This window comes from Paenibacillus nanensis (assembly GCF_003583765.1).
Taxonomy (GTDB): Bacteria; Bacillota; Bacilli; order Paenibacillales; family Paenibacillaceae; genus Pristimantibacillus; species Pristimantibacillus nanensis.
This window is the reverse complement of the sequence record NZ_QXQA01000016.1, coordinates 51,295-67,587: the sequence shown is the minus strand read 5'-3', so window position 1 is coordinate 67,587 and position 16,293 is coordinate 51,295. Positions and strand designations below refer to the sequence as shown.

Sequence of the window (16,293 nt, the reverse complement as noted above, 5' to 3'; positions counted from 1 at the left end):
CTGCTCATCTATAAATTCGGGTTAAACGGCCGACGTTGTTTCGGCTGAATCGGCTGCGCCTGCGCTGTCGGCTGCGTCCGCGGAAGCCTTCGGCCCATGTCCGCGATGGCCGCCTTTTCCTGTACGCGCCGTATTAACGAGCTTGCTCGCTTTGTCCGCAAGCTCCGCCGCTTTCGCGTCATACTGCTCCTGCGTCAACTTGCCGTCGGCCAGCTGCCGGTCCAGCTGCTCGCGCAGCTGACCGGTTACAAGATCCGTGACCGACTGCAGCGATACGCCCTTCTTCAGCCATAGCCGCGATCGACTTGCCGGCTCCCGCGGCTGTATCGTATTCGCCGCTTGTCATGCCAAGCAGCTCCGTGATCGCCGTCTCGTCGATTTTAGCGCCGCTCCGACCGCCAAAGCCGCCTTTACCGCCTTTGCCGGCGAATGTGTTGTTGACGTAGTCAGCCGCTTTATCTGCAACGCCGGCAATATCGGCATCATATTGCTCCTGCGTCACTTTGCCGCTTTCCAGCTTCTCATTCAGATTTGCTGTCAGCTGCTTGGCAGCAAGATCAATCACGGACTGGACGTCGATGCCCTTCGCCTCCGCGATTGCAGCCAGCGATTTCCCCGCTTTCCTTTCCGTGTTCAGCTCGTCCTCCGTCACGCCGAGCAGCTTGGCGATTTCCGCTTCGTCCAGCTTAACCCGGACACCGTGATCCCCGCCCCGGCCTTTCACCATTTCTTTACCTGCGCTTTGGCCGGATGTATCTGTGGCGGCTGCCGCCTGGCTTGCAGCGGCGAAGGCATGTCCCGTAAGAACGGCTCCGCCGGCTAATGTAAGGGTTAATGCAAGCGCGCTTGCCGCGATCATTTTATTTTTTTTCATATTAGGAAGTCCTCCTTGTTATGTGGGGTGCACCGAGAGACGGATTCGGCTTCACTCCCCCTTTCCCGGTCAGGCAACCGCTTAGCCCCTCGATATCTATAGCCTAAAGCACGAACCTTTAGCGAGTCTTAAATAACTCCAATCAAAAGAAAAAAGCCGAAATGCTTCAAGCAAATGCCTGAACATGCTCGGCTCGGCGCTCATCTATTAGGATCAGCCATTCCGTCAGCTCGTTGTTTTTAATCGCTCTGGCCGAAACACGTAACCGGTAGCCTTCCGCGTTTTTATTGCTTTTACCAGCTGATCTTTCAGGGAAGCATGACAGATCACCTCTATTATGACCTCGCTTTTGCGCCCCCCAAAAAGCTTTAGCTTCTTTTTACTAAGCGCTATTTCGATGATGAGCCCAATGAGGAAACCGCCCGCTAGGCCAATCAGCCCCCAAATGACCGGCCCCCAGTACAGCACGAACCCGTAAATCGCCCCAAGCACCGAAAAAATCGTTGCGCCCATCATGGCCCCATCCAGTACGCTTCTGCCGTCCACCCGATGAATCGTGTCTAGGATTTGGGTTGGGGACTCCACATTTTCCATAGGCAATGCCACAATATTTTGCGCCGGTACCCCAAGCTTCTCAATATCATGGATAACCATCTCCACAAAAGTCGAATGCTCAAACGTAGCGATCAGATGCACGGTATTGCTTTCAGCCGCGTCCAGTTGTCCCAAATTTTCCGCCCTCACTCTAAGGTACCGTATTTGCTCGATATCGTATAAAATATTGTTTTCATTCACCGATGTGTACGCTTGATAAATGGCGAAGGCGAACATGGAGGGCAAAAAAAGAAACCATTGCCAATCGACGATTGCAGGCAAGCTGCCGAAATCCCCCAGAAAGGAATGGAGCCACGCGTGAATGGCCATCGCCTTATAGCATACAAAGATCCACCAGGCCAGAACAAAGGTGCCGACAATCGTACTTCCGCTATATAATTGCCCTAAGCCGGGGGTGAAAAACGACCAGGCCAGCCCCACCCAAGGCTTCTTCTTATCAAGGGTGACAATATCGAAAAAGCTGACGTCCGAAGGCGCGACAGGCGCGTCTTCAATTTCGGCTAAAATATGATTTTTATTATTTTCCACCGCGCAGCGGTAACTGTCCCAGATGCTGTATAGATAGACCGCGACGTACAGCAGCGCCCAATCCTCATTCAGCACAGCCTTAGCCTCCTCGAACCGGCCTTGAAAGGATAAGGCGATCGACATGTTGAGATGGGCCTGACTGTTAACGACAATCTCCCATAGGATCAACACAAAACCATGCAAATACTTGCCGATGAACATATGCCCAAAGCCTGGAAAAGCGGCCGACCACCATGCGGTAACCCAAGGCGTCCGGGGATAAACCGAGTTGATCCCAAATACGGATATGTGCCCCTTGGAATAGCGCGGTCTTATGTTATCGGACTGAAATTTTTGATGAGGCATCGGTTATCTTCTCCTGCTGCTTGGTATCAATTTATAAGGTAACCATTAGCTGCCAGCGATATCCAGTTAAATTGCGGCCAAAAGAAAACGGCAGCAGGCCGTTAAGCCCGCTGCCATCTGGCTATACCTCCTCAGAAGGATTTATAATCGCCAAAACCTGATGATCCTCCCACACTCCCTTGATTTTTAAGTTGCTCCGGGAAATGCCTTCTTTATGAAAACCAGCTTTCTCCAGCACTCGAATAGAACCCGGGTTACGAAGGGAGACTTCACCGACAATCCGGTGAAATTTCAACTCATCGAAAGCGAAGCGGATTACCTGTTTCACCGCTTCCGTCATATAGCCCTTGCCGTTATACGCTTGATCCAGGCTGTATCCGATCATACAGCTCTGCAGCGGCCCTCTTGCCACAAAGGATAAGTCGACGGCGCCAACGATTCGGCCGTCCGCCTTCTGACATACCACAAAGGCATATCTCCGATCCTCCGCGCGATCGGTCTTGCCCTTAATAATCTTCCGGAGCTGATGCTCCTCTGTATAGTAGTCCTCCGGCATGTCCGGCGAAAACCGCTCAAAGAACTCCCGATTGCGCTCATACATAGCTGTTAATTCCGCGGCGTCCGCCTCTTCAGGGAACCGGACGTATACGGCCTGCTCTGACATACACATCATCCTTCCATTTCATAGTAACGAGAAATTATTGACGGGAATTCGTACTGTCCCCTTCATACCGGGCCAACAGCTCGGACAGTCTCCTCCTAATCGATTCCTTCAGCTCTGCCGGCCCTTCCAGCCTGACCTCGTCTCCCAGCCCGATAAAAAACGATGTGTAAAAGGATAGATCGCTCCGGGACACATCGGCGTCGATCACGCCGCTTCCGTCTTCCAGCACCTGCAGCATGGGAGCAAGCCATAGCTCCGCCTCGCAGCGCTGAACTCCGGAACGGGTAAGCGCCGCGCGAAGTCGAACCGGATCGTCCGGCTTCGTATTTCCCCGTCGCGAAAGGCTAACGTCTCTTAAGTCGAGCGGCTCTGTACCGGATTCGTCGAACGCCGCCTCCCCTATCTTGTCGCACCGAAACACGCGAAACCCTTCGCGCAGGAAGCAGTAAGCCGTGCAGTACCACAGACCGTTATTCGCATAGAGGCATACCGGCTGGATCCGGCGGCTGGTCCTTCCCTCTTCCTTCGACTCATAGGCGATGGCAAGCACCTTCTGCCTGACGGCCGCATCGAGCAGCACGGCCAAATAAGGCGCATCGCCGCGCCTTGCCGGCGTCACGAAGTCGACCCGGTCTTTCATGCTGTCAATGCGGTCCCGGACGTCCCCAGGCATATGAAGATAGAACTTATTCAGCGCCGAAGCGGATTCCGCTTCGAACGGCAGCGAGGAATAATGGCGTAACGCATGCACCGCAAAAAACATCGCCACCGCTTCTTCTTCCGTAAACGCGATTGGCGGAAGCACCCTCTCCCGTATCACCTGATAGCCGCCGTGCGGGCCCACTTCCGAATAAAGCGGCACGCCCAGCTCGCTTAGCTCCTGCAAATCCCTTAAAATCGTGCGTTTGGATACCCCAAACTCATCGGCAAGCTCCTGGACTTTAAATCTGCGCTTTCGGTTGACGAACATCATCAGTTCCATCAATCTTTTGGATTTGAGCATCCGACATCTCCTTTATTTCCGCCAATAATTCATGACAAGTTCTGTCACTATTATGCTTTACGATAGGAACAGAAAGCAACAGTAACCGAATAGGAGTGATTGACCATGCGCAGCTATACCGCGCTATTTTTCCTCATCATGTTCATGATTGGAACCGACACGTTTCTCATCTCGCCATTGCTCCCGACGCTGCAGGCGGAGTTCGGCGTATCAACCGATGCAGCCGGCTGGATGCTTGGCGCGTATACGCTGGGATCGGCCATTTTCGCGCTGATCGCCGGACCTCTATCCGACGGCTGGAACCGAAGAACGGTTCTGCTGTGCGGACTGCTCGGATTTTCGCTATCTACGATTCTATGCGGATTTGCCGACAGCTTCTGGTCCATGTGCTTGTTTCGCTTTCTAGCCGGCGTCAGCGCGGCGTTCACCGCTCCGCAGGTATGGGCCTCCATCCCCGCTGTTATGCCCCCCGCGAAAATATCAAAAACGATGGGCATCGCCTTCTCCGGGCTCGCCGCGGCTCAGGCGCTTGGCGTGCCTATAGGCAGCTGGCTTGCGGCCGCCCATTGGTCCGTTCCATTCTGGGCCGTTGGCGCCGCTTCGCTGCTGCTGAATCTTATCGCATTCTATGCGCTGCCCGATATGAAGCCGGCCTCGCGCGAGCGGACATCCATTCTTGGAAGGTACGCTCCTCTCGTGAAAAGCGGCAAAGCGAGAAGCGGATTAATGGCCTATCTGCTGCTTCATTTGGGCAGCGGAACGGCATTTGCATTCGTCGGCAAATGGATGGCAGACAGCTTTCAGCTTCCGATTGGACGGATCGGATTGGTGATGATGTTTCTTGGATTCGGCACGCTGCTGGGAAGTGTCATCAGCTCATCCATTATTAAAAAACTGGGCCGCGCGAATGCGGCCATTGCGGGAATGCTGCTGATCATCGCGCTTTATGCGATTATTCCGCAGCTCACGAATCTGCCTGTCATAACGATAGGCTACCTCGTCATCTACACGATTCTTGGCGTCCTGTTCCCGACCGTCATGGAGGCGCTCACCTCGCTGAACGCTTCTCTTCGCGGGACGATCTCCAGCTTGGCCAACTCGACGATGAACGGCGCGAACACGCTCGGCGCCTGGGTCGCTGGCGTAATCTATGTGCAATTCAGCGGCTATTCTACGATTGGCATCTTCACGTCGGTATGCCTGGCGCTGTCTTTAGTCACATTTCTGTTCGGAGGGGTGCTGGGGAAGGCCCGCAAGGAGGGGACGGAATCGGTATCGGCTTCTTAAAGCAAAAGACAGCCTCTTTGGCGGCAGTCCGCCAAAGAGGCTGTTTCTCCATGCTAAACGTCTCACTCTCGTTACTACGCATGCCAAATTCGCGGCATCGGCATCGACTCCTTGCCCAGCTCCGCCCAAATATATTTGAGGAGCAGTTCGGACTTGAGGGAGGCATGCTGCGGATCGTCCCACAAATTACGCAGCTCATTCGGATCTTCCTGCAGATCAAAAATCTCGCCGTACGTCTGGTTGTAGTAAACGGTGATTTTATATCGTTCATCGACGTATGTTTTCTGGTGAATGGTCGTAGCCTCATGCCTGAATTCACAGATCGCATGATCTCTGGCGGAGGACTTCTTCCCTAACCAAACCTCCTTCTGATCCACGCCGGTCATTGCGCTCGGCACCGGTATATCGCAGAAGGACAAAAACGTCGGCGCCAGATCAACCAAGGACTGTATACTCGACGATACATGGCCCGCGGGAACTTGACCCGGGTACCGAACAAGGAACGGCAGCTTAATCAGATCCTCGTAATGGAAGCCGCCCTTCGCCTGTAGGCCGTGCTGCCCGAAGAAATGGCCGTGGTCGGTTGTAAACACAACGATCGTATTTTCCGCGAGCCCCAGCTCATCGAGTTTGTCTAAAATGTTGCCGATAAACTTATCCATCATGCTGATCATGCCATAATAGACCGCAACCAGCTTCTTCTTGTCGTAGTCCGTTAGTTTCGCCTTATCTCCATATTCGTAATACAGGTGGGAGCGATAGCCATGGACGCCGTAGCCGCTTTCGAGCAAATGCGAAAAATCGGGGTTCTCCTGCTGCGTCATGCCAAAGTGCGGCGGATTCCGGTCATGCTCGCCCGGGACGAGCGTCGGTATCGTCAGTTTGTCCGGATCGTACATCGTATCCCAAGGCTCGGGAACCAAATATTCGGGATGCGGGTCGAAGAAGCTGGACCATAAGAAGAAGCTTTCGTCCCTATTCTTGAACTTCTCGAGCTGCGCGTTCGTGCGGTCCGCGATCCATGTGTTGTAATGATACTCCTCCGGTATCGGCCATTTGTAGGTAATCGACGGATCCATCGTGCCGGTAGGCGGGAGGAAATAGTCTCTCCAGTTCGCGCAGCCCTTCTCTTCCATCCACAGGGCGTAATGCTGCCCGACATGCGCCTCATTCGTATGGTTGCGGGCCAATTCCACATGATCAAATCCGTAAAACGAATCCTCGAACTTGCTCCACATCTCCAAATCCTGCAGCACCGGATACGCCTCTAAGGACGGATATTGCTCCGTCGAACGCAGCGGCTGGAAATGCGCCTTGCCAATGAGCGAGGTTTGGTAGCCCGCCTTCTTAAAATCTTCTCCGACCGTATGGCGGTCCTCCAGCAGCTTCGTCCCGAGCGTCCAAGCTCCATGCTGGCTCGGATACATGCCGGTAATGATCGAGGCCCGGCTTGGTGTACAGGTTGGATTCGGGCAATAAGCCCGAGTAAAGGTCGTGCCCTCGCGCGCGAGTCTATCTAAATTCGGGGTATGCACCTCTTGATTAAATGCGCCGATCGTATTCCAATGCTGCTGATCGCTCGTGATTAATAAAATGTTAGGTTTTTTCATGCGATTGCCCCCTCCTCTACTCCATAGTATACTGTCGGAAAGGCAATTATCCCATGTTCTAATATCAGGTTGCTTTATCATTTTGTTAGGTTCCGACACTCTCTTAGAAAGAAGCTGAAATGATGCCGCTACACGACTACGGGCATGAATGGGCTGAATTTCTCTATCATACGCCAAGCGAGTGGGAGACCGGCGGACAGGCTTGGGCAGTACGGGGCGGCCAAAGCACGACGAAGCCCGGTTATCACGTGGGTCCCAAACGAATGGACTGCTTCAGCATCCATATCATCAGAGAAGGCACGCTCCACTTTATTAGCGGCGATCAGGCTTTCGCGGCGAATAAGGGAGACTTATTTTGCATGTTCCCCGGCCGCACCTATACCTACTATAGAGAATCGGCGTGCATGGAGCTTCAGCTCTCATGGCTGGCTTTCGACGGACCCGGCTGTCTCCCCCTGCTCCAAGAGGCGGGAATAGAACCGGATGCGCCCTGTTTATTAAAAGCCTGGAGCCCCGCCCTTCAAGACGCCGCCGATTCCTTATTTGTGCTGATGCGGGAATACACAGCCGGCGGCATGCAGCAATCCCTGGAAATGCAAGGCGCGCTCATGCGCTTTTTCTCCGCTCTCGTCAAGAAATCCGGCAGCTCCCAGCCGCGTTCCCTTCAATGGGTGGAGCAAAGCCTCCAGCATATTGAGCTGCACGCTGCGGAAGGCATAACCGTCGAGCAGCTGGCGGCAATGGCCGGTCTTAACCGCAATTACTTTTCGACTGCCTTTACGCAGCAGACCGGCATGACGCCCTTGCAATGCATCACGAACGTCCGGATCGCAAAAGCCAAAAAGCTGCTCGCCGAAACAGCGGCAACGGTTACCGAAATCGCTTATTCGCTCGGCTATTCCAATGTGTTCGCCTTTACGCGGGCTTTCACCCGCTTCTGCTCCATCAATCCCACTCAATATCGGGAACAGTTCAAATTAAAACAGCAACAGCCAAGGACGTGAAAACAAAGTCCTAGACTATTGCTGTTTCGTTGAGCCAATATGGCTTAAATGATTAAAACTTACGTTTATGATAGGGGAGACCCTCTCCATCTTCACAGTAGGACTTGAGACTATAAAGGAAAATAGCCCAGTTGTAGTTACAGGAGCGATAGAAGGGCGTTACTTCCCTCCAGTCCGTATGACGCAGCGTAATAAAAGACTTCCCGTTTTTCTCTTGAATATCAAAGGAAATATACGTTCCAATCCATTCTGGATCCGAATCTATACACTGCCACACGACTTTTTTATTCGCGATTAATTCTTCTATTCTCATCTTCGTTATGTCATGGCTGCCGAATCTAAATTCATTAATCAGACCAATCTGGTTATGAATAATGAGTTCATTGGTCCATATTTCTGACAGCCCATCAGCGGTGGTTAAAGCTTCATACACGTTCGACGCCGGAACGCGTACGGTTTGCAAGTGCTCGATATTTACCATGCCTTGCTCCCTTCTAAATGCAAAAATTTATGTTTGATGATTATATTAGTACATGATGCATCCATTTGTTTCTTTTGGATTGCTATGTTGCAGTCATTAGCAATGATTTGCTCCATACTGCCCTACAGCAAGCTTGCTTGGTTCTGATTGTCGACAGCTATTAGTAACGAAAGCATTAAGCAACCTATTAAAAAAACTTTTGCACACCACTTTTATTTGAGTGGCATGAAACTTATGATAGTCTAGTCAATCTAAATTAAAGGGATAATTTGGAGGGAGTTATGATTTTAGTCAGTTCTTGTTTGGCCGGATTAAAGGTACGATATAACGGTACGCATCGTTTAGATGATAGAGTGGCTAAATTAATCGAGGAAAATAAAGCCGTTGCGGTCTGCCCTGAATTGCTTGGAGGATTTTCAACCCCAAGGGAGCCTGCTGAAATAATTGGAGGAGACGGGGACGATGTACTGGATGGAGTGGCCAAAGTTGTGGAGAAATCGGGAAAAGATGTTACCGAGCTTTATTTAAAGGGAGCCTATGCTGCTTTAGAAATCGCTAAAAATATTAACGCAACATTAGTTGTTCTAAAAGAGAATAGTCCGTCCTGTGGAAGTTCAACGATTTATAATGGGGAGTTTAAAGGCAATAAGGTTGCGGGAAATGGAGTTACTTCATCCTTACTCAAAAGAAATGGATTTAAAGTCGTTTCAGAAGAACAATTTGTTGATGACCTCCTTTGAATACGCCGCTGTTGAAGACTTCGTTAGAAAGAATGGGGAGACCCCTAATAAAACAGGGTCTCCTTTATTTAAAATTGCGAGGTGACGAGCTTCACCTCCGGAAAGCGGCTATCCGCTCCTTTCATTAAGATTCCGCCTTTATTTTTGAGATACATATCGAAGAAATCCAGCATATAGGCATTGATAACGGAGTTCGCTCTTTCTGGCACTATCTTCCCTGTAATACCCAGCAGCTTAAAAGTCGGGGAAATGAACTGTACGTCAGCAAAATTCAGATGCTCCGCATTATCGATATAAAGGACTTGTCCCCCTGCCTCGACCGTTTCGCGCATCCGCTCAAGCTCCACTTTTTTATCCGCCGTTACTTGATCCTCCCACTCTCTTGTTGAGCCCATACGGTTAAGCTCTGCATCCGTGTAGACCCGGTTATCCATCACCATTGTTAATTGTTCGAAATAGCTTTCCGAGTTGATGAACAAAAATGGCTTTTGCAGCCCCTCTTTTTCACGCAGACGATAGAGCCCTCCATCAAGGTCTATTCCTACCGCAATGCGCGGATCGTAAGAAGCATCATAGGCCGTCGCTCCACCGATAGAATGACCGAACACCCCGACATGACCGAGATCAATCCTCCCTTGCAGTTGACTTGGAATCTGCCCCGATTGGATGAGCTCGAATTGGTCCAGCACAAACGCCACATCGTCGGTTAACACTTTTCCTAACTTGTCGCGATTCCCTCTTTCCGTCGGATAATCATGGTCGGGAGAGAATAAATCGTCAGTTGTGCTGGTCGTGATCCGACCGTCCGGAAACTCGGTTGCAAATGTATTGTAGGTGTGGTCGATCACGGCTACGATATATCCATGACTCGCGAGATTTTCGGCATGCGACGTGTGAAGGAGCCTGGAAGAGCCGTTGCCCGGATTCGCAAGGATCAGCGGGTATGATGTCTGTGCCGGAGAGATTTCAGCATCCGCATAAGCATGACTGGATACATATTTCAGGTGTTGAAATGTAAACTCAGGAAGGCCATAGTTGGCAGCCATATAACGTAAAATCGAGGGATTGGGAATAAAGGGAGCGTATTGGCCGGTGCCTGCTTGAGCTGGATACCATACCTGAACCATCAACTCTCTCTTACTATGTCCGGCAACGCCAAAAATCTCTTCCCTATTTGTATCCACGAGATGAAAAGTTTGTGTTCCTACCTTAAAATTGCCTGTCGGCTCAGGTAGTTTAAACACCGGAAAAGCATACATGAGCCCCGCTGTGACGACCAGCAAGACCGCTATAGCGGCATAAATTGAGCCCGACACGATTCTGGGGATTTTTTGGGGGCTTCTTTTATTCAAATAGCGATAACCCGAAATGGCCAAATACATGATCGTTATACAATATAGGAATAAGAGCTGGACTCTGTATCCTTCCGCCGTCCAATGAATGATCAGCAAAAGCGTGGCGGTCCCGCTTACAACGAAGACTGGAATTTTACGCCGTCCTTTTTTCAATAGAACGGTTAAGGCAAACAAGCCGATGTTGGACAACAAAAGCAACAGTTCAAACACCCTCATCTTGATTCCTCCTTTAAAAAAATCTCTATTTTGTTTGCTCCAATGTTATCCTGTCAGGCAGGCCTAAGCTATCGATTTCCCTTACACGGTCTTACAATTTTGTAAGGCGATTACTGAACGTATAATCATGAAGAGGCAACTACTCCAGTCGGTCTTGCAGTCCCCATTTCTGTCCATCCCGAAATATTGCTTTTCCTTTAATGAACGTAAAAAAGGAGCTGCCTTTACGGCAACTCTACGCTATCGTCCATACCAAATAAAAAAGCCCCGATAATGAGTCGGGGTCAATGTCCAAGCCCTGAATGTAGGTGAAGCGACGGCGCGGTTACTCGCAAGTCATGGCGCTCATGTCGTCATTTGGCGCCAGATGCTTGGACGATTCCGGCGCCCGCCATAGCCCGCGCGATAACTTATGCTATTGAGCTGCCGCCAGATTGCGGAATGAGCGGCTGTCCAAGTCAGAAAGACCGGACCGCGCCCGGACCGCCTTTCTATACTTTCCCCCCTTGTTACCTGTGTTTAGGAACGATCATTTTATCTTTGCAAACATATTTAAACTTCGTATTCAGTTTATCCGGTCCGGCTTTCTTCAGCAGCTTAAACACATGTTCATTCAGCCTTCTCACGCGCTTCGGAATAGGCACGCAGATATAGCCAGGATGATGTTCTTGATCGCAGCACGGACAGCATCCTCCCTTTCTCGATGTAAAACCCGCAGCGTTGTTCGATACGGATAGGAAGGCATTGGCTCCTCCCATTGCCATTGCCATAGGAACCGCGCCGACGTTCTCGCGGATGACCCGGCTTTGACTGGCTACGTTGCACTGCGCAGCGTTAATAAACGGATTACTTGAAGGGATGAACGGGAACATAATATTATTCGGATTGTCGTTATGGGCTTCCCCCGGGTTCGAGGGATCGTTAATCGTAAAGCTGTTCGAGTTATTATTCAAAAAGCGTCCAAATAGAACATGTCCCGCTTCATGCGCCAATGCGTAGGTATCGATAGCATCGTCGCTCATGACGCAATGGCCAACAATACGGAAATCTGTTGTGTCGGTAAAACTGTCAAATTGCGGACCAGCATTGCCGATCGCACCCGAGCTTAGGGTTGGCCCGCTCACATAAACGACGTAGATTGCTACCGCATTGTTCGTCGCCGCTTTCGACTGCGAGATCAGATTGATGACTCTGGGATCGCTAATACCAGGCACGGTGTTTGCTTCCAAAGTCACGTCATCCCGGAATATAATCTGCAAGTTGTTAAAATTGATATTGCAGCTTACTCCCGGAAAGAAACCTGTGCTCCATACCGCTGTCGCTCTTGCAATATCATTCGTGACCCTCGCCAGGCGCAATTCAGCCGTTTCGCTTGACCTTGCGCCTCTTGTAAATATACTAACTACATCAACAGTCGCCATTCTTTAACGCCTCCTTTAGGAAATCTGAAAGGTTGTACACTTTAGAAGATGCAGAGCGTTCAAGAATGGCTTGGACATATGGACACGCCATTTCATCCATTTTTACAAAGTTACTTTAATGAAACAGGGAGCAGGCCGCCGCGGCGCTGCTCCCTGTTCTGTCGTGTGGCTCATTTTTCAGCGTACCTTGATTCCACACGGCTTTTAGAATCGCCACACGGCAGCCCTCATAAAATAAGTATTAGACTGACCCTTGAAATCAAAGAAGCGACAGCCAGGGACGAGAAAATCAAGTCCTAGGCTGTCGCTTTTTTTCATTGAACTAAAGTCTCCGTTAGCGTAACAGAAAACGTGTAAGAAAACTGTCACGTCCATTTATTTAATAACCTAAGCTCCCCCTTCTCAGGGGAACCTACAGCACCTCATGACATTGCCAGTCTTGGTAAAACGCACAGGCGCGTTCTAATTGTGAACTCCATAACCAACGCATGTTTGTGCGTTCTTCCGGATTTATGCACCATGAAGCTGCGATATAGAAGCACTGCAAAGCTGATAACCTGTAATCGGACAATGCCATTTCCCACGTGTAGTCCTTTACTCCAAATTCAATTAGTGAATTGAAATATGCGTTCAGCACGTAATACTCAAGCATTCGACGGTACTCTGGATCCCACCACAAGACCATCATATAAGACAAATCACTCGGTCCAACCCAGTTTTGTAGCGACCATTCGAATGGCTGCCGATCAATTAAATAAATGCCCTTAGACGAGTCGTCCTTCTGAGATAATATGTTACCGGGATTAACATCGCCATGGATCAATGTGAGTGGTCCGCCAGACGAAAGTCGTCTCGCCATCGCGTCGGGATGCCTTTTGAATACGTCCGACACGACATCGCTTTGGGGTATTGTTCCGCTGTCATCTTGAAGTGCTTCGAGCATAGGCCCTAACCCTACACTCATATGCCCCAAATACCGTGCCAACTGACTTTGGTCGGCGGCGTCATACCCTGCAGTTTGAAGGCGGTCTGTACCCCAGTAATAACTGTGAAGTTTTGCCAATGCTCTAGCTGCCGTCTTACCATACTCTAACGTAGGAGTAATGCCCCAATTATTTCTATGGGTGTTCGTCAAGTCTTCCAGTAAGAGATGATAGGAAGAGTGTTCATAACAAGCATCATAACAAGTCGGAATTGGGACACCGCACAATCCTAAGTAGTCTTTCGTGTAATAGTCGACTTCCGAACGACCAAATGCGCCTCCGGTACACAGCTTCAAGAATAAACTTTCCGGAGAGTCACCAACAGCCCCTTCATATACCAAATGAATCCGATACGCCTTTGAGTTGTCAGCACCGAGCTGTTCCAAGCGGTAGTCGGTCAGACGTGTTTCACGCTCGAGACTGCCAGCGCGATTTAAGCAGGAAATGATATAATTGAGATTTAATTGCAAAGAATCTGTAGGATCGGTAATTACGCAGTTTGTCATTTCTCACATGCTCCTGGTTCAGATTGGTAGGGGGAGGCGTTTTTTTGTGTTGCCGCACGGACGACTAAGCTTAACGCTAGACTTCCTCCAGTTTCTTTAAATTATAAAATAAAAGACAGCAGAGTGTTTGGTAAATAACGATTATGATTAAACTATCCTGCCAGTTACTTCAACGAGCAAACTACGATTTATCCTCTGGTCTAATCCTGCGAATAAGCGAGCATTCGTGAAAAAACTGCATCGTACCGAGGGAGCTTTATGGGGCGTTGCCGTTCTAATATTTTATTTTTCAGTCCATTTTCTTTAAACACTTGATACAGCAGTGAACAACCCTTCTGACACCCCGCTCAGTTCTGAATACGGCTTAACGCAACGGTCTCCGTTCGCGAAGCTCCCGCTTGATCGCAAAGTCGATTATGTTACCATACCGGTCGGTTTCAATGTGGCAGCATCCCGTCAATTTTCTTCGAATTCGCTCACGACCTCGTTGAATCCGCGACTTGGTGCCCGATAGAGAGATTCCTAGCTGTTCGCTGATTTGTGGAAGAGATCGTCCGTGAAGCTGAAGCAAGAGTGCCTCCCGATATGTTTGCGACAAATGCTTAATGGCATCATGCATGCATCGGAGCACCTCGTGTGATGTATCGTCCAGTCCATCGATAGCCTGATTTGGCTCCTCGTGCCGTTCGATTTCGGCCAAGGGGAAAATATTGGAGGCATACTGTCGAAAGTAGTCTATCGTGCAATTTCGTGCAATTCGGTACAGCCAGTTCATCATCTTGTCTTTATCAACCAGCTGGTCGAAATTGGCGTAGGCCCTCAGGAACGTGTTTTGAACGATATCGTCAACGGCAGAAGGGCAATTCACCTTGCTTGCAACAAAACGTCGAATAGGTTCATACAATTCGCACCACTGTTCGTTTGGATTGTGTGTCATCCCACAGTATCCTTTCTGCAAAATTTGTGCGTCCGTTTTGTAGAAGGACCGTCATTTTTATTGTAATCAAATTGACAGAAAGGGGGAAGAGAACATGAACGGACGGTAGTAGCTGGAAAATAGCCGAAAATTCAGATCAAATCGGAGAATCGAGGAGGATATTCGATGGATTATACGTTTTTGGGAAGATCAGGACTTAGAGTGAGCCGTTTGTGTTTGGGGACGATGAATTTCGGCGTCGACACAGACGAACAGACGGCATTTCGCATTATGGATGAAGCGTTGGACGCCGGAATCACATTTTTCGATACGGCCAATGTATATGGCTGGGGGGAGAATGCCGGGCGGACGGAAACGATTATCGGCCGCTGGTTTACCAAGGGCGGCCAACGACGGGAAAGGGTTGTTCTGGCGACTAAAGTTTACGAACCCATCGCGAACCCGCTTGACGGGCCTAATGATGTCAGAGGGTTATCGCTCTACAAAATTAGACGTCACTTGGAAGGATCCCTCAGACGGCTGCAGACCGATCATGTGGAATTGTATCAGATGCACCATATCGATCGGCGTACACCCTGGGAGGAATTGTGGGAAGTATTCGAAGCGCAGGTTCGTTCCGGCAAGGTCGATTATATCGGTTCCAGCAATTTTGCAGGCTGGCATCTGGTGAAGGCGCAGTCGGCAGCCAGGGAGCGGAAATTCATGGGACTGATCAGCGAGCAGCATAAATATAATTTGCTCGAGAGGCTTCCCGAGCTGGAAGTGCTGCCTGCGGCGCAAGATCTGGGCATCGGCGTCATTCCGTGGAGTCCGCTTGCAGGCGGACTGCTCGGCGGACGTGCGTTATCTGCAAATAGAGGGATTCGGACATCCGCGCTGACAGAACGAATAGAGAGGCATCATGCGAAGCTCGAGAAGTATTCCGCATTATGTCGGGAGCTCAGTGAATCCGAGTCCAATATCGCACTTGCGTGGTTACTTGAAAAACCCGTCGTGACGGCACCTATTATCGGGCCGCGCACGGTCGTGCAATTGAGGGAGGCATTGCGTTCGGTTGAGATTCGACTGAGCGCGGACGTGCTTAAAGAGCTGGATGAGATTTTCCCCGGACCCGGCGGGGAGGCGCCTGAGGCGTATGCTTGGTAAAATCAAGATGATCATTCTAAATTAACCGCTGACATATAATCAACTAAACGTTCAAAGCACTGGCGGGCTATGAACGAAAAAATACGATCATATCACGAAATGTTCGGTGAAAATAAAGATTTTTAAATTGAAGAATCGTCAGCTTTTGAAAATTAGTTTTAGATAGAACCATTTATATAGCAGCGGCAGTCCGTCATAGACTGCCGCTGTTGTCATTCAACTAGCGTTCCCCGATAGTTTAATGATCTACTTCGCTATGAACGCTTCAACCATGGTTAGATATTTTTTTCATTAGAAGCCTTATATAGTCATGCCAGATAATGATTAGTGCGCCAACACCAAACAGAATACATAATGACCCAAGCCAATAATTACTGCTTAAATCTATTTTATAATTTTCTGGTGTAAACGATCCTGCCGCTGCCGCCTGATATGCTGCAAAACCTAGTTTGGGAACAAGAGCATCTATTAAATTTGTTATGAATTGGATGGCTACGCCAAATAGAATAAATAATAAAGAAAAAATTGTCCAGACTTTACGCATGCTATCCCCCCTTCCACAACACGCATAAATTTTA

16 protein-coding genes are annotated in these 16,293 nt (G+C 49.8%); 4 read left to right on the top strand and 12 right to left on the bottom strand.

Translation table 11 applies throughout. The features are described 5' to 3' along the window. Positions 1-21: 21 nt before the first annotated feature. The 5 genes from D3P08_RS27410 to D3P08_RS21305 form a co-directional block, all read right to left on the bottom strand. Entirely contained in the window at positions 22-198 is a 177-nt protein-coding gene (locus D3P08_RS27410) for a hypothetical protein (protein ID WP_162848562.1), read from the bottom strand. Continuing rightward, positions 179-874 carry a hypothetical protein gene (locus tag D3P08_RS21320; RefSeq protein WP_119602147.1) on the bottom strand — a complete coding sequence of 232 codons (696 nt, stop codon included), beginning with the start codon at positions 872-874 and terminating at the stop codon, positions 179-181. Before D3P08_RS21320 ends, D3P08_RS27410 begins: the two co-directional genes overlap by 20 nt. Before the next feature lie 225 nt (positions 875-1,099). Beyond that, positions 1,100-2,362 (bottom strand): hypothetical protein, encoded by a 1,263-nt coding sequence (locus D3P08_RS21315; protein WP_119602146.1) that lies wholly within the window; start codon positions 2,360-2,362, stop codon positions 1,100-1,102. 121 nt (positions 2,363-2,483) lie between these two features. After that, entirely contained in the window at positions 2,484-3,026 is a 543-nt protein-coding gene (locus D3P08_RS21310) for a GNAT family N-acetyltransferase (protein ID WP_119602145.1), read from the bottom strand. 34 nt (positions 3,027-3,060) lie between these two features. Next, positions 3,061-4,029 (bottom strand): helix-turn-helix transcriptional regulator, encoded by a 969-nt coding sequence (locus tag D3P08_RS21305; protein ID WP_119602144.1) that lies wholly within the window; start codon positions 4,027-4,029, stop codon positions 3,061-3,063. A 105-nt stretch (positions 4,030-4,134) separates the two neighbouring features. On the opposite strand from D3P08_RS21305, the gene D3P08_RS21300 reads away from it, so the two are divergent. Next, a complete protein-coding gene (locus D3P08_RS21300) occupies positions 4,135-5,316 on the top strand; it encodes an MFS transporter (protein ID WP_119602143.1) in 1,182 nt (393 codons plus the stop codon). A 74-nt stretch (positions 5,317-5,390) separates the two neighbouring features. On the opposite strand, the gene D3P08_RS21295 is transcribed toward D3P08_RS21300, so the two are convergent. Continuing rightward, complete coding sequence (locus D3P08_RS21295) at positions 5,391-6,926, bottom strand: sulfatase family protein (RefSeq protein WP_119602142.1); 1,536 nt, start codon at positions 6,924-6,926, stop codon at positions 5,391-5,393. A 119-nt stretch (positions 6,927-7,045) separates the two neighbouring features. Between D3P08_RS21295 and D3P08_RS21290 the strand changes: the two genes are divergently transcribed. Then, the gene (locus tag D3P08_RS21290; protein WP_119602141.1) at positions 7,046-7,930 is read left to right on the top strand and encodes an AraC family transcriptional regulator; all 885 of its coding nucleotides are present in this window, start codon (positions 7,046-7,048) and stop codon (positions 7,928-7,930) included. 52 nt (positions 7,931-7,982) lie between these two features. Here the strand turns inward: D3P08_RS21290 and D3P08_RS21285 are convergent, their stop codons facing one another. Continuing rightward, the gene (locus D3P08_RS21285; protein WP_119602140.1) at positions 7,983-8,411 is read right to left on the bottom strand and encodes an SRPBCC family protein; all 429 of its coding nucleotides are present in this window, start codon (positions 8,409-8,411) and stop codon (positions 7,983-7,985) included. A 281-nt stretch (positions 8,412-8,692) separates the two neighbouring features. Between D3P08_RS21285 and D3P08_RS21280 the strand changes: the two genes are divergently transcribed. Beyond that, positions 8,693-9,151, top strand: a complete 459-nt coding sequence (locus D3P08_RS21280) for a 2-thiouracil desulfurase family protein (RefSeq protein ID WP_119602139.1) — start codon at positions 8,693-8,695, stop codon at positions 9,149-9,151. A gap of 68 nt (positions 9,152-9,219) precedes the next feature. Here D3P08_RS21280 and D3P08_RS21275 read toward each other — a convergent pair whose 3' ends face one another. The 4 genes from D3P08_RS21275 to D3P08_RS21260 form a co-directional block, all read right to left on the bottom strand. After that, on the bottom strand, positions 9,220-10,722 hold the full coding sequence (locus D3P08_RS21275) for an alpha/beta hydrolase family protein (RefSeq protein ID WP_119602138.1): 1,503 nt from the start codon (positions 10,720-10,722) through the stop codon (positions 9,220-9,222). Positions 10,723-11,231: 509 nt separating this feature from the next. Then, complete coding sequence (locus tag D3P08_RS21270) at positions 11,232-12,143, bottom strand: hypothetical protein (protein ID WP_119602137.1); 912 nt, start codon at positions 12,141-12,143, stop codon at positions 11,232-11,234. Positions 12,144-12,555: 412 nt separating this feature from the next. Next, on the bottom strand, positions 12,556-13,632 hold the full coding sequence (locus D3P08_RS21265) for a phosphotransferase family protein (protein ID WP_119602136.1): 1,077 nt from the start codon (positions 13,630-13,632) through the stop codon (positions 12,556-12,558). Between the two features lie 364 nt (positions 13,633-13,996). Then, positions 13,997-14,569 carry a sigma-70 family RNA polymerase sigma factor gene (locus D3P08_RS21260; RefSeq protein ID WP_119602135.1) on the bottom strand — a complete coding sequence of 191 codons (573 nt, stop codon included), beginning with the start codon at positions 14,567-14,569 and terminating at the stop codon, positions 13,997-13,999. 165 nt (positions 14,570-14,734) lie between these two features. Here D3P08_RS21260 and D3P08_RS21255 point away from each other — a divergent pair, with 165 nt between their 5' ends. Next, positions 14,735-15,715 carry an aldo/keto reductase gene (locus D3P08_RS21255; RefSeq protein WP_119602134.1) on the top strand — a complete coding sequence of 327 codons (981 nt, stop codon included), beginning with the start codon at positions 14,735-14,737 and terminating at the stop codon, positions 15,713-15,715. 265 nt (positions 15,716-15,980) lie between these two features. Here D3P08_RS21255 and D3P08_RS21250 read toward each other — a convergent pair whose 3' ends face one another. Then, positions 15,981-16,259 carry a hypothetical protein gene (locus D3P08_RS21250; RefSeq protein ID WP_119602133.1) on the bottom strand — a complete coding sequence of 93 codons (279 nt, stop codon included), beginning with the start codon at positions 16,257-16,259 and terminating at the stop codon, positions 15,981-15,983. Positions 16,260-16,293: the final 34 nt, after the last annotated feature.

Excerpts from the sequence above, each read along its gene's own strand:
- D3P08_RS21320 (WP_119602147.1), bottom strand. The coding sequence starts at position 874 with ATGAAAAAAAATAAAATGATCGCGGCAAGCGCGCTTGCATTAACCCTT.
- D3P08_RS21315 (WP_119602146.1), bottom strand. The coding sequence starts at position 2,362 with ATGCCTCATCAAAAATTTCAGTCCGATAACATAAGACCGCGCTATTCC.
- D3P08_RS21310 (WP_119602145.1), bottom strand. The coding sequence starts at position 3,026 with ATGTCAGAGCAGGCCGTATACGTCCGGTTCCCTGAAGAGGCGGACGCC.
- D3P08_RS21305 (WP_119602144.1), bottom strand. The coding sequence starts at position 4,029 with ATGCTCAAATCCAAAAGATTGATGGAACTGATGATGTTCGTCAACCGA.
- D3P08_RS21300 (WP_119602143.1), top strand. The coding sequence starts at position 4,135 with ATGCGCAGCTATACCGCGCTATTTTTCCTCATCATGTTCATGATTGGA.
- D3P08_RS21295 (WP_119602142.1), bottom strand. The coding sequence starts at position 6,926 with ATGAAAAAACCTAACATTTTATTAATCACGAGCGATCAGCAGCATTGG.
- D3P08_RS21290 (WP_119602141.1), top strand. The coding sequence starts at position 7,046 with ATGATGCCGCTACACGACTACGGGCATGAATGGGCTGAATTTCTCTAT.
- D3P08_RS21285 (WP_119602140.1), bottom strand. The coding sequence starts at position 8,411 with ATGGTAAATATCGAGCACTTGCAAACCGTACGCGTTCCGGCGTCGAAC.
- D3P08_RS21280 (WP_119602139.1), top strand. The coding sequence starts at position 8,693 with ATGATTTTAGTCAGTTCTTGTTTGGCCGGATTAAAGGTACGATATAAC.
- D3P08_RS21275 (WP_119602138.1), bottom strand. The coding sequence starts at position 10,722 with ATGAGGGTGTTTGAACTGTTGCTTTTGTTGTCCAACATCGGCTTGTTT.
- D3P08_RS21270 (WP_119602137.1), bottom strand. The coding sequence starts at position 12,143 with ATGGCGACTGTTGATGTAGTTAGTATATTTACAAGAGGCGCAAGGTCA.
- D3P08_RS21265 (WP_119602136.1), bottom strand. The coding sequence starts at position 13,632 with ATGACAAACTGCGTAATTACCGATCCTACAGATTCTTTGCAATTAAAT.
- D3P08_RS21260 (WP_119602135.1), bottom strand. The coding sequence starts at position 14,569 with ATGACACACAATCCAAACGAACAGTGGTGCGAATTGTATGAACCTATT.
- D3P08_RS21255 (WP_119602134.1), top strand. The coding sequence starts at position 14,735 with ATGGATTATACGTTTTTGGGAAGATCAGGACTTAGAGTGAGCCGTTTG.
- D3P08_RS21250 (WP_119602133.1), bottom strand. The coding sequence starts at position 16,259 with ATGCGTAAAGTCTGGACAATTTTTTCTTTATTATTTATTCTATTTGGC.